This window comes from Micromonospora sp. NPDC005254 (assembly GCF_042872525.1).
In the GTDB taxonomy this organism is placed as follows: Bacteria; Actinomycetota; Actinomycetes; order Mycobacteriales; family Micromonosporaceae; genus Micromonospora.
In genome coordinates this window covers 95,956-108,741 of sequence record NZ_JBIAKM010000006.1, presented here as the reverse complement: position 1 = coordinate 108,741, position 12,786 = coordinate 95,956, and the positions used below count along the sequence as shown (strand labels likewise).

Genomic DNA, 12,786 nt, shown 5'->3' with positions numbered 1-12,786 from the left:
GAGCCCCCATGCGCAGACGCCTCATCGCCGCCGTTGCCGCCGCCGTGGTCGCCGGGCTCACCGTCGCCACCGGCGCGACGGCCGTGGCACCGACCCCGGCCGAGGCCGCACCGCTGAGCAAGGTCCTGGTCTTCTCCAAGACCGCCGGCTTCCGGCACTCCTCCATCCCGAACGGCATCGCCGCCATCCAACAGCTCGGTACGGCGAACGGCTTCACCGTCACCGCCACCGAGGACGCGGCCACCTTCACCACGGCCAACCTCGCCCAGTACCAGGCGGTGGTCTTCCTCAGCACCACCGGCGACGTGCTCGACGCCACCCAGCAGGGCGCGTTCGAGGCGTACATCGCCGCTGGCGGTGGCTTCGTCGGGGTGCACGCCGCCGCCGACACCGAGTACGACTGGCCGTGGTACGGCGGCCTGGTCGGGGCGTACTTCGCCTCGCACCCGGCCAACCAGCAGGCGACCGTCCGGGTCGAGGACCGGGCCAACGCCTCCACCGCACACCTGCCGCCGACCTGGACCCGCACCGACGAGTGGTACAACTACCGGGCCAACCCCCGCTCGGCGGTCAAGGTGCTGGCCAGCCTCGACGAGTCGTCGTACTCCGGTGGGTCGATGGGTGGCGACCACCCGATCACCTGGTGCCACAGCTACGGCGGCGGACGCTCCTGGTACACGGGCCTCGGCCACACCGAGCAGAGCTACACCGATCCGAACTTCACCCGCATGCTGCTCGGCGGCATTCAGGTGGCGGCCGGCGCCGTGGCGGCGGACTGCCGGCCGGAGCCCGGCTACACCCCGCTGTTCGACGGCACCCAGGCCAGCCTCGGGCAGTGGCGGCAGGCCGGGCCGGGCGGCTTCACCCTGGCCGACGGCACCCTCACGTCGAACGGCGGAATGGGGTTGCTCTGGTACCCGGTGCGCACGTTCGCCAACTACTCGCTCAAGGTCGACTGGATGATGCCGGGCGACGACAACGGCGGGGTCTTCATCGGATTCCCCGATCCGCAGGGCGACCCGTGGGGCCCGGTCAACGCCGGTCACGAGATCCAGATCGACGCCACCGACGGCGACCCGACGCGCACCACCGGCAGCGTCTACAGCCTCCAGGCACCCAACCAGGCCGCCCGTGCGGCGGCGCTCAACCCACCCGGCTCCTGGAACACCTACGAGATCGGCGTGCACGGTCAGCGGGTCGAGATCTGGCTCAACGGAATCAAGATCAATGATTACGTCAGCAGCCGGGCCATCGCCAACGGCTACCTCGGGGTGCAGAACGACGGCGCCGGCATGGACATCAACTACCGCAACGTGCGGATCAGGACGGACGGGCCGAGCGAGCCACCCGTCACCGACCTGGCCCGGGGCCGGCCGGTGACGGCGTCCAGTGTCGAGCCGGGCAGCGCGCACGTGGCGGCCAACGCCGTGGACGGCAACGCCACCACCCGCTGGGGCAGCGCGTACGCCGACCCACAGTGGATCACCGTCGACCTGGGGGCCACGTACGCGATCAACCGGGTGCGGCTGGCCTGGGAGACCGCCCACGCGCGGGCGTACCAGGTCCAGGTCTCCCCGGACAACGTCACCTGGTCACCGGTGCACACCACGACCACCGGAGATGGCGGCGTCGACGACCTCACGGTCACCGGCACCGGCCGCTACCTGCGGGTGTACGGCACCCAGCGGGCCACCCAGTGGGGCTACTCGCTGTGGGACGTCAACGTCTACGGCACCGCCGCCGGTGGCACCCTGCTGTCCCGGGGCCGGCCGGTCACCGCGTCCAGCGTGGAGCCGGGCAGCACGCACGTGGCGGCCAACGCCGTGGACGGCAACGCCACCACCCGCTGGGGCAGCGCGTACGCCGACCCGCAGTGGATCACCGTCGACCTCGGGGCCACGTCCGCCATCAACCGGGTACGGCTGACCTGGGAGGCGGCGTACGCGCGGGCGTACCAGGTCCAGGTCTCCCCGGACAACGTCACCTGGTCACCGGTGCACACCACGACCACCGGCGACGGCGGCGTGGATGACATCGCCATCTCGGCCACCGGTCGTTACCTGCGTGTCCAGGGCACCCAACGGGCCCTGCCCGCGTACGGCTACTCGCTGTGGGAGCTGGAGGTCCACGGCACTGTCGCCTGACCCGCGCGCGGCAGGTCACCTCGGCAGCTCGCTCGAGGTGACCTGCCGGCGCGGCAGCCACTCCTCCGGCGCCACCAGCACGAGCGGCCGGCGATGAGCCGCCCGCTGGTGCAACCAGTTCGTCGACGGGCACGTCCGGAGGAGCGGCGGGTGATCCCCGCCGCCCCTCCGGGCGACATCACTTCCCGTACAGCTCGAATTCGTAGAGCGAGAAGCCGTACGAGGTGGCCCGCTTTACCCCGTACACCCGCACGTAGCGGGCGGTGACCGGGGCGAAGGTGACGTTGTCGACGCCGCCGTTGCCGGTGGTGGTGGCGAACACCGGCGTCCAGGAACTGCCGTCGCCGGAGACCTCGATCCGGTACGAGGTGGCGTACGCGGACTCCCACCGCAGCACCGTCCGGCTGACGGTGCGGGCCGCGCCGAGGTCGACCCGCAGCCACTGGTTGTCGTTGTAACTGCTGGCCCACCGGCTGCCGAGGCTGCCGTCGACCGCCTTGTCCGGGGTGTAGCTGGTCAGGAACTGGGTGCTCGACGCGGTGGCCGGACGACCCTGCGCCAGGTTCGCGACGTCGTCGCCCCGACGTGCCGGGAACGAGACGACCTGCTGGTAGGTGGGACGGTTCTGCCAGGCGATCAGGGGGTGGGTGATGCCGCCGAGCCCGGACTGGGCGATCGAGTCGGCGCACCACTGGTCGCCGGCCCCACAGGACTTGTCTCCGGGGTAGACGGTGGTGGCCGGCACCGCGGCGGCCTGGCCGAGCGCGTCGAGCAGGGCCTGCCGGCACGTGCCGAGGTTGCCGTTGCCGCAGTACGTGCGGCCCAGCCCACCGGCCACCGGCTCGCCGAGGACGGTGCGCAGGTCCTTGTCGACGTAGCCCCACCAGCCGTACTGGAACGACGAGCCCTTGTGCGCCTGCCCCTGCAGGGCCCAGCTCGCCGTGCCGTCGCGCGCGCCATTCTGGCCGCCCGACGGCGCCTCGTTCACCTCGATGGCGTCGACAAGCGCGGCGTAGAGGTCCGGCCCGAGGCCGGGGCGGAACTCCGCCGAGGCCAGCAGCGGCCACCAGGCGTCGAAGATCCGGATCGCGTCGGCGTGCTGGTAGACCTTGGAGCCGGGGGACGTCTCCACCCGCCGGGTGCCGGCCTGCTGCCAGGCCCGCAGCTTGCCCACCGCGTCGGCAAGCGCCGGATCCGTGACCGGCGTGCTGTCCAGCACCCGCAGCAGGTCGCCGAGAACCTGCTGGCCCCGCAGGTCGGTCACCGCCGCGTCCGCCATGATCTTGACGACGTCGGCGCGCCCGAGCTTGCGCTGGGCGATCGCGGCGCGCACCGGACCGTCGAGCAACTGAGCCCGGTGTACGGAGCCGAAACTGAAGTTGCCGTCCGCGGCCCCGAAGTCCCGCGCCTGCTTGTTGTTCCAGCTCACGTAGTAGTCCTGGTTGACCGACTGCGGGTGGGCCGCCGCCGGGGTGTAGCTGGCGTCGTTGGTGTCCGGGTTCCAGCCGGCCCACTCGTACGCCGGTTCGGCCTTGGTGGGCAGGTTCGGGTCGGCGGTGGCCGGACGGACCGGGTTCGAGCCGGAGTTGAAGTACGCCGCCTCGGTCGAGTTGACGTAGAACCAGTTGAACGCGTACCCGACGCTGGCCGCGGACGCCTGGAACGCCGCCGCGCTGCCCATCGCCGACGGGTCGTTGTAGGCCTGGAAGCCGATCGCCGAGTCGGCCTCGTGCCGGTAGGTGGAACGCAGTTTGGTGAACGCGGTCGGCTGCCCGTTCACCAGCCCCCGGTACGCGACCAGCCCGTACTTGGTGCGCAGCGCGCGCAGGGTGTACGACCCGGCCGGGGTGGAGTCGGCAAGCGTCGGGGACCAGGAGTTGCGCTTCTCCAGCGCCTCCATGGCGAGGCACTGCCCGTGGTAGAGGTAGCGGTTGGTGCGCAGCGTCGGGGCGCTGCCGTCGGTGGTGCACAGCGGCACCGCGTACGTGTCGGTGAGGTCCTGTGCGGCGGAGGTCGCGCTCCACGCGTAGTCCTGGCCCCGGCCGAGCAGCACGTAGAGGTTGAGCCCGGCGAACGCGGCGCCGCGCGCGCTGATTCCCGGGCCCTGCAGCTCCTGGAGCATCAGCAACTGCGGCGCGAAGTAGCCGGTCTGCGGCCCGAACACGGCGACCGGGTTGCCGGTGGTGGTGTGCCGCCCGGAGACCACTACCGCGTTGGACATGCCGTGCGCCCGCAGGTTGGACACGCCGCCGAGCAGCCCCTGGGTGGCGGTGCTGGCGCCGGTGCGGGCGGCGGCCCCGCCGCTGGCGTCGTAGGCGAGGGGCTCGGCGACCACCGTGCCGGCGTCGGGGAGCACCGCGCTGGTCGCGCCCGGCGGCGTCGCCCCGTACGGGAAGCTCTGCCCGTCGTGCAGGGTGAGTACGGTCTCCGGGTCGTTCTGCGACCGGAACGCCGCCCAGACCCGGTCCCCCTCGGTGGTGCCGTACTTCGCCCGGGCGGCCACCCGGACCAGCGCGGACTGGATCTCGCTGCCCCCTCCCCCGCCGAAGAGCCCGCCGACCACACCGGCGGTGGCGATCAGGTCGGTCATGGTGAAGTGCGTCGGCTTGCCGGCGCCCGCGAGCACGTACTCGCCCGGGTAGTTGTCGTCGGCGATCGACTTGTCGATGTAGGCGTTGATACCGGCGATGTAGTCGACCACGTCGGTGTAGAGCTGCTGACCCCGGGCGCCCTTGGTGCGCAGCGCGTCCACCTGGGCCTGGAGGTCCGCCTCGGAGTAGGGCGAGTTGGCCCAGATGCTCTGCTCCAGTTCCCGGTTGCCGGGCGCGCCGCCGGCGAACGAGGTGAGCGTGCCGCGACCGGCGTGGCGCAGCAGATCCATCACCCAGAGCCGGTCCTGGGCCCCGGCGTAGCCCGCGCCGAACATCGTGCCGGCGCGGGTGGTGCCGGTGACGTGCGGGACGCCGGTGGCCTTGTCCCGCACGATGGTGACGTCCGCGCGCGGCGAGACGGTGCTCTCCACCTGCGCGGCCGGGACGCCGAACGAGGCGTCGTTGTAGAAGTGGGCGATCTGCTCGTCGGTCAGCCCGGCGTAGTTGTAGACCAGGTTCGCGTACTCGTCGAGCTGGTCGCTGGAGTGCGCCGGGCGGGTGCCGAGCGCCTGGTGCGCCAGGATGGCGACCAGCGTGGCGTTGCCGTTCTGCCCGGGGGGCAGGATGTCGGCGCACTGGCCGAGGCAGTAGTCGTTGGCGGCGAACGTGCTGGCGGCGAGCGCCGGTGAGGGCGGGGTCACCGTCAGGACGCTCGCGGTCAGGGCGGCGGCGGTGAACGCCGCGAGCCGGTTACGGAGAGCGGGACGAGGCATGGCGATCCTCCGGGGACGCGGAGTCGGGCCGTTCGGTACGCCCGGCTTCCGGTGCCGACGTCTCGCCCTCCGCGCCCGGGCGTTACACCAGGAGGTGAGAGTGACTCATGTCTATCTCCGGGCAATGATCGACGCAGGAGCCCCGTTCCGGATAGCCGTCGTTCACCACGCGCCAATGCCGACGTTTCGCCGCCTATCACGACGGAAACCGGCACGGCGGCACCGCGGGTCGATGGCGTGCGGCACGACCGCCAGTGAGCACGTCGAACGCAGCTCCAACCACCTCGGGCGCCCTGGTCGCCCTCAGCGACAGCGGTTGCCAGCGGATCTCCGCGGCGTTACGTTGGGATTTCATCGACAAACGTCTACACATAGGTACGGGGGCCACATGTCCACGTCTGTCACTCGCCGCAGCGTCCTGGCAGGTGGCGCCGGTGCGGCCATCGGCCTGGCGCTGCCCGGCCCCGCCGCCCACGCCGGTGGCCACCCCAGCGCCAGCGTGAGCTTCACCCTCGACGCGAGAACGCTCGACGGCGGTGAGCAGGTCACCTCGGTCACCCTCGACACCAGCGGGCTCGGGCCGATCGACCCCGCCGGGCTCACCCCCGGCACGTTCACCGTGCATGCCAAGGCCACCAGCCCGATCCCGATCGCTCCCGGTGACCTGATCTTCAGCGAGTACGACCTGGACCGCACGGTGACCGCGGCCCGGCTCGACCGGCACGGGAACGTCGTGCTGGAGCTCAGCACCGCCGAAGGTCAACTCGGCGGTGGCACCCTCGGCTACATCGTGAGCAGGGGCCGTAACGTCCGACTGGACCTCGTCTACACCATCACGCAGAACACCCCGCTCGTCCGGCGACACGGCCCGCCGGTCACCATCACGCGCTTCGTGCAGGGGCGGCTGTCGAACCCCGAGGTGGACGCCTTCAGCCACCACGTCTCGGGCTCGGGCCTGAAGTACCGGTTGTACTCCCCCAAGCGATCGCCCCGGCACGGTCGGCTGCCACTGATCCTCTGGCTGCACGGCGGCGGCGAGGGCGCCTCGCTGCCCGACGACTACTACGACAACGAGACCACGCTGCGCGCCAACCGCGGCGCGCTGGGCTTCGCCACGCCGGAGGCTCAACGGATCTTCTCCGGCGCGTACGTCGTCGCTCCGCAGAGCACCTCCTACTGGATGGAGGACGGCCCCCGGTTCGCCCCGCTGATCCGTGAGATCGTCCAGGACCTCGTACGCCGCGAGCGGGTCGACCCCGACCGGATCTACGTGGTCGGCTGCAGCAACGGCGGCTACATGTCCCTGGAGATGACCGTCGCCTATCCCGACCTGTTCGCCGCGTCGGTGCCGATCTGCGGGGTCGTCGAGCCGCTCGGCGGGGAGGGCCCGCCGCTGATCACCGACGCGGAGCTGTCGAGGATCCACACCCCGACCTGGCTGGTCGCCTCGCGCGACGACGACACCGTGCCACCCGAGACCAACACGATCCACGCCCACGACCTCATCGGCGGATCACTGATCACCCTGTACGACCACGTCGTCTGGAACGGCTACCAGTTCCCCGGTCACTGGTCCTGGATCTACGTGGCCCGCAACGACCCGAGCCGCAACGGCACCCACATCTGGCAGTGGATGGCCCGCCGCCGTCGGTGATCCGCCGTCCGAGGTCGCGTGTCACACCTCTGCGCCGTTCTGCTCCACGGGCGCCTCGATCGCCCCCTGGCGTACACCATCTGATCCTCGCCGTGCCCACCTCTGCCTGCCGGCCGACCCGCCGCCGCCCGCAAGCTCGTCGCCCATCGCTCACCTCAACCACGCAGGTCGCGCCGTCGGTACGCAACCGCGCCTGCGGCCATCAGAGCACCTGCCAGACCGGTCATCACGAATGCGCCGGGCCAGTCGACGGAGACCAGCGGCACCGGAGCGAGATGAGCGAACGGCGAAAGACTCGCCACCCAGGCCGGCGCGCCGACGCTGTCCGCGGTGACCTGCAGCAGGAAGCCGCCGGTAGCCGGCAGGCAGCCGACTGCCGTGACGGCGCTGGGCGTCATGCCGGTGGCAAGGACCGCCGCGCCCGCACTGAGCAGAACGATCGGCAGCGTATTCCACGTGCCCTGAAGTGCCGCGGTGATGGCGAAGTCGCCTCCAACGGCCACGACGCCGACCCAGGTGGCAATCGCGGCAACGCTCAGCAGGACGAGCGCACCGCCGATCGTGGTAACGAGCTCGGCCGAGAGAAGCCGGAGCCTGCTCAGCGGCTGAGCGGCCAGCAGGGTCAGGCGCCGATCGGACTCCGCGGCAACGAACGCCCCCATCCGAACCGCGGTGAAGGCGCCGACGGGGAGGGCGAGTAGCGCGAAGATCGTGGCGGTGAGACCCGCGACCGTGTCGAGCCCGGTGAAGCCCGCCTGCGCGGCGGCGTCGACGATCGCGGCGTTGTCGGCCAGGAAGTCCGTCACCGACGTGGTGGTCAGGCCGATGAGCAGAAAGTAGGCGATGACGCCGGTCGACCACGCGATCAGCGGGATCAACACCCGGCGCACGGCGAACGCCTCCACCGTCGACAGCGTCCGCAGACGAGGTGGCCGGCCGGTAGCCGGTGCCACCAGACCGCCGCCGACATCACGGCGCGCGGCCGCCGCCAGCGCGGCACCGGATACGAGGGCCGCCATCACCAACAAGATCATCAATGGCAGCGGGCGGTTGGGCCCATAGGGTGCGCTGAGTTCCAGTAGGCCGAACGGTGACAGCCAACGCAGCCAGGCCAGGGCGCTGAGACCGTCACCGACCATGCGCGCCAGCAGGCCGACGCCGAGCACGGCGATCGCGACACCGGTGGCGACGGCGCGGGCCGGAAAGATCTGCGCGGTCAGCGCGGCGACGGCGACGGCGAACAGCCCGAGGACGCTCAGGCCCACGCCATGCACGACCGCGCCGGTCCGATCGGGCCCGGCGTTCGACAGCACGGCGGTGACCGCGAGGCCGGCAAGCACCGGCACGAAGGCGACGACCGCGACGTGCCGAACCACGACGCCGCGCAGCGTGGCTCGGCCGGCCAACAGCACATCCCACCGTCCGGCGTCTTCCTCCCCGCGCGTGATGCGAGTGGTGGACAGGATCGACCAGACGGCGAGGACGACGGCGACGAAAGTCCCGACCCGCCACACGGTGAACCCACCGGCTTCGTCGAGCGCGATCGGGTCGCCGAACAGGGTGCGGATGGCCGGATTGCCAGCCAGCGCATCGAGGCTTGCTGACGCGGACGGATCCGCCATCACACTGTCGTAGCCGGCCACCACGATGGCCGGCATCGTCGCGGCGAAGAGCACGACGAGCAGGGCGCCGCGGCGGACCTGACGGGTTGCCAGGCCGGTGACGGCATGGTCCGGCGCAGAGCGCGTGATACTCGCCAAGCCGGTCATCGCGCCGTGTCCGCACCGTAGTAGCCGAGGAAGATCTCCTCCAGGCTGGGCTCCAGCACCGTGAGCGCCGTGACGTCGGCCTCGGCCAGCACCCTCAATGCGGGTGCGGGCGGCCCGCTCAGCGAAAACCGCAGGCGGCCGTCGCCGACGGCCTCAACCGAGTCGACGCCCGGCACGGCCGCCAGTGCCGGTGGTGCGCCGGTGAAGGCGACGCTCACCTCGGCGCGATGCAGCGGACGCAGCCGTTCCACAGGTGCGACGTCGACGAGCCGGCCGGCGCGCAGGATTCCCACGCGGTCGCACACTGCTTCCACCTCGGCGAGCTGGTGGGAGCTGAGGAATACCGTCTGGCCGCGATCGCGTGCCTGCCCGACGGCGGCGCGGAACTCCCGTTCCATGAGCGGATCGAGGCCGCTTGTCGGCTCATCCAGCACCAACAGGGGCGCGCGGGTGGCGAACGCCGCGATCAACGCGACTTTCTGCCGATTGCCCGTCGAGTACGTCCGAGCAGGCTTCGACAGGTCGAGCGCGAACCGCTCAACCAACTCATCCCGGTAGGCCAGATCGGTGCCGGGGCCGGTGCGCGCCAGCAGGTGCAGGATTTCCGCGCCGGTCAGTTGCGGCCACAACGCGACGTCGGCGGGCACGTACGCCAGCACCTGATGCGCGCGGGCGACGTCGGCGGCGTCGATCCCCACAACACTGGCACGCCCGGCTGTGGGCCGGGCGAGACCGAGCACCATCCGGATGGTCGTGGACTTGCCGGCGCCGTTCGGGCCGAGGAACCCGAACACCTCCCCAGCCACGACGTCCAGATGCAGGTCTTCGACGGCCGTCAGACGGCCGTATCGCTTGGTAAGCCCGACGGTACGCAGGGCGGAGCCACTCATCGAAGAGGCCCTTTCGGTCGGCGCGAATCATCACCGCCGACCAGGCTTCCCGGCACACCTGGGGCTCACGATACTCCCACGAACAGCGTGCAGATAGGCCCGTTGCCTGTCGGTCGGCCGCGGACGGACGTGCGGCACTGGCCGACGGTGGTTTGTCGTCGACCGCGACCGACCTGACAGGCGTGTCGGTTCGTCGCGCTCAGGTCCGGGCAGCCCCGTCCCGTGGATGAGACCCTGCTCCGAAGTTCAGCAGCCGAGCCGCTTACTCGAAAGGGCGATGTCGTCGATCCAGAGGTCGAACTCGCCCGGTGTCGTGCCGCCCTGGTAGAGCTGCCAGCCGATCTTCACCGTGTCGACCGTCGGCAGGACGAAGGGAACGTCGTTGCCACCGTGGTCGCTCGTGGAGGCGGTCAGCTCCGGGTTCGCCACGCCGTCGATCCACACCGCGACGCGGTTGTCGGTCGCGTCGATCTTCCACTCGAAGCACTGCCAGGTGTCCTCGGCGACCGGGGCGGACTCCCGCCAGTTGGTCCAGTCGCCGGTCGGACCGCCGTCGGCGCCGATACCCCAGAAGGTTCCGGGGACCGTGGGCGCGTACTGGCCACCGATCGGACGGACGACCTCCGCGCTGCCGGTGCCGGTCGCTTCCACAAGTGTGAAGTGCGCCCAGTCCGGGGCGGTGGGGAAGGCATCGACGCGCAGACGCATCCGGCCGTAGAAGCGGTTGCCGGGCGCGGCGAAGCCGTCGACGCGCAGGAAGGCGCGTCCGTTGTCGACCGTGTGGATGTGCAGCACCTGGTTGCCGTGACGGGCACGTTCGACGGTGAGCGTGCCGTGGCGGGTGTCGACGCCCCAGTTCAACGTGCTGGGCCCTCCGAGAGGCAGTCGCTCGAAGTCCTCACAGAAGAGCAGGCCGCGGGGGCACGCGGGCGGGGAGGCACCCGACGCGCCCGCCGGAACGCTGCCGACTGCGGCGCCGAGGATCAGGGCGGCGCTGAGCGCCGCGAAGAAATTGCGCATGGTCATCCTCCAGGACGGCTGGTCCCCCACCACACGGGCCGGGCCAGCAGGCACTTTCCGGCCATCCGATGCTGCCGTGCTTCCGCTCACACCGCTGCGCGGTTGCCCGCGCCGCGGCGATTCGAGCTGTTCCGGCACGGCCGCATCAGCTCCGGTTAGATAGATATATATCGGTGTACGCGAAGTGGTCCGCTTCAGTCGGCCGGCAGTGGATTCCCACCAGCGGGTCCCGAGACGAGGCAGGAGCATCGGCAAGCCGTCCGACCGGCAGCCGGTCGACCGGCGTAGACCGGGTCCGACCCGACCACGACGGCACCCGGGCCCGGAGCCGGTGGCTCCGGGCCGGGTCAGCGTCCTGAGGCGGCGGGTTGGTGCGTGTCGCCGGTCAGGGGCTGGTGCAGGAGAGGCCGCCGGGCGCCGCGTTGCTGCTGCCGTTGACCAGGAAGCCGAAGGTGGTCGAGGCGTTCGCGCCGAGGGACCCGTTGTAGTCGGCGTTGCGCACGCTGACCGTGCCGCTGGTGCCGGTGTTGATGCCGTTCCAGACGTTGGCGATGGTCTGCCCGCTGGCCAGCGTCAGCCGTACGGTCCAGCCGCTGAGGGCGGCGGACCCGTTGTTGGCCACGGTGACCTCGCCCTGGAAGCCGCCGCTCCAGCTGTTGACCATGCGGTACGTCGCGGTACAGGCACCCGGCGGCGGCGTGGTCGGCGGAGCAGTCGTCGGCGGAGCGGTGGTCGGCGGAGCGGTCGTTGGCGGAGCGGTGGTCGGTGGAGCGGTGGTCGGCGGAGCGGTGGTCGGCGGAGCAGTCGTCGGCGGAGCGGTGGTCGGCGGGGTCGTGGTCGGCGGCGTGCCCGGCACGGTGGTGGAGGCGGCGTTGAGAGCATTGAGGACGGCGGTGTACGCCGCCTTGGGGTTGCTGTTGCGGTCGAACAGCAGCGGGTTCTCGCTGCCGCGCCAGGAGTCGCTGTCCCGGATGCCCCACGTCGTGATGCCGACGCAGCGGGGGACGTTCATGCAGGCCTGAGTCAGGCCCTGGTACTGGCTGGTCGAGGCGTTGGTGACGTCGGCCTCGGTCAACGCCACGTCGACCCCGAGGGCCGCGAAGCTGGACAGCGTCTGCTGGAAGTTGCCCGGCAGCGAACTGCCACCGGTGAAGTGGGTCTGGAGACCGACGCAGTCGACCGGGACGCCCCGGGACTTGAAGTCCCTGATCATGTTGTAGACGCCCTGCGTCTTGGCGTACGTCCAGTTCTCGATGTTGTAGTCGTTGTAGCACAGCTTCACGCTCGGGTCCGCGGCGCGCGCGGTCCGGAACGCCACCTCGATCCAGTCGTTCCCGGTGGACTGCAGGTTCGACGACCGCCGGCTGCCGTTCTCGGCGAAGGCCTCGTTCACCACGTCCCAGTAGGCGAGCTTGCCCTTGTAGTGGGCCATCACGCCGTTGATGTGGCTGATCATCGCGGACCGCAGGGCGCTGCCGCTGAGGCTCCCCCAGAACCTCGGCTGCTGAGCGTGCCAGGCCAGGGTGTGACCGCGGACCCGCATGCCGTGCTGGGTGGCCCAGTTGTAGATCGCGTCACCGTTACGGAAGTCGAACTGACCCTGGTTGGGCTCGGTCGCGTCGGGCTTCATCTCGTTGACGGCCGTCATCATGTCGAACTCGCGGTCCGCGATGGCCAGGAAGCCCGAATCGTTGAGACGGTCCGCCCCCATGGCAGCGCCGAAGTACCGGCCGCTGCGCTCGGCGGCGGCCTGCAGTGTGGTCCCGGGCGGGCCGCTGAGATCGGCTTGGGCGAAGGTCGCCATGGCCATCGAGGACACGGTGACCGCCAGGGCGCAGGCCCCACCCAGAAGCAGCCTGGCGGCACCTCTGGTTCGGTGTTTCGGTCGAGCGGGTAGGTCGTTCATCTGCGTTTCTCCTCGGTGTGACCACCGGCCGCTGCCCGG

General features: G+C 70.9%; 7 protein-coding genes. 2 read left to right on the top strand and 5 right to left on the bottom strand.

Going from position 1 to position 12,786, the window contains the following annotated elements:
- The first annotated feature begins 8 nt into the window (after positions 1–8).
- The gene (locus ACFYPR_RS19650; protein WP_363937935.1) at positions 9–2,144 is read left to right on the top strand and encodes a ThuA domain-containing protein; all 2,136 of its coding nucleotides are present in this window, start codon (positions 9–11) and stop codon (positions 2,142–2,144) included.
- A gap of 178 nt (positions 2,145–2,322) precedes the next feature.
- Here ACFYPR_RS19650 and ACFYPR_RS19645 read toward each other — a convergent pair whose 3' ends face one another.
- The gene (locus ACFYPR_RS19645) at positions 2,323–5,508 is read right to left on the bottom strand and encodes a penicillin acylase family protein (protein WP_387261368.1); all 3,186 of its coding nucleotides are present in this window, start codon (positions 5,506–5,508) and stop codon (positions 2,323–2,325) included.
- 388 nt (positions 5,509–5,896) lie between these two features.
- Between ACFYPR_RS19645 and ACFYPR_RS19640 the strand changes: the two genes are divergently transcribed.
- Entirely contained in the window at positions 5,897–7,162 is a 1,266-nt protein-coding gene (locus ACFYPR_RS19640; RefSeq protein WP_355066575.1) for a prolyl oligopeptidase family serine peptidase, read from the top strand.
- Positions 7,163–7,317: 155 nt separating this feature from the next.
- On the opposite strand, the gene ACFYPR_RS19635 is transcribed toward ACFYPR_RS19640, so the two are convergent.
- From ACFYPR_RS19635 to ACFYPR_RS19620, 4 genes are all read right to left on the bottom strand, one after another.
- Positions 7,318–8,931 carry an ABC transporter permease gene (locus ACFYPR_RS19635; protein WP_387261365.1) on the bottom strand — a complete coding sequence of 538 codons (1,614 nt, stop codon included), beginning with the start codon at positions 8,929–8,931 and terminating at the stop codon, positions 7,318–7,320.
- The gene (locus ACFYPR_RS19630) at positions 8,928–9,821 is read right to left on the bottom strand and encodes an ABC transporter ATP-binding protein (protein ID WP_354857714.1); all 894 of its coding nucleotides are present in this window, start codon (positions 9,819–9,821) and stop codon (positions 8,928–8,930) included. The genes ACFYPR_RS19635 and ACFYPR_RS19630 overlap by 4 nt, the downstream gene beginning before the upstream one ends.
- Before the next feature lie 246 nt (positions 9,822–10,067).
- Complete coding sequence (locus ACFYPR_RS19625) at positions 10,068–10,841, bottom strand: hypothetical protein (RefSeq protein ID WP_387261362.1); 774 nt, start codon at positions 10,839–10,841, stop codon at positions 10,068–10,070.
- A 385-nt stretch (positions 10,842–11,226) separates the two neighbouring features.
- Positions 11,227–12,747 (bottom strand): endo-1,4-beta-xylanase, encoded by a 1,521-nt coding sequence (locus tag ACFYPR_RS19620; protein ID WP_387261359.1) that lies wholly within the window; start codon positions 12,745–12,747, stop codon positions 11,227–11,229.
- Between the last annotated feature and the right edge of the window lie 39 nt (positions 12,748–12,786).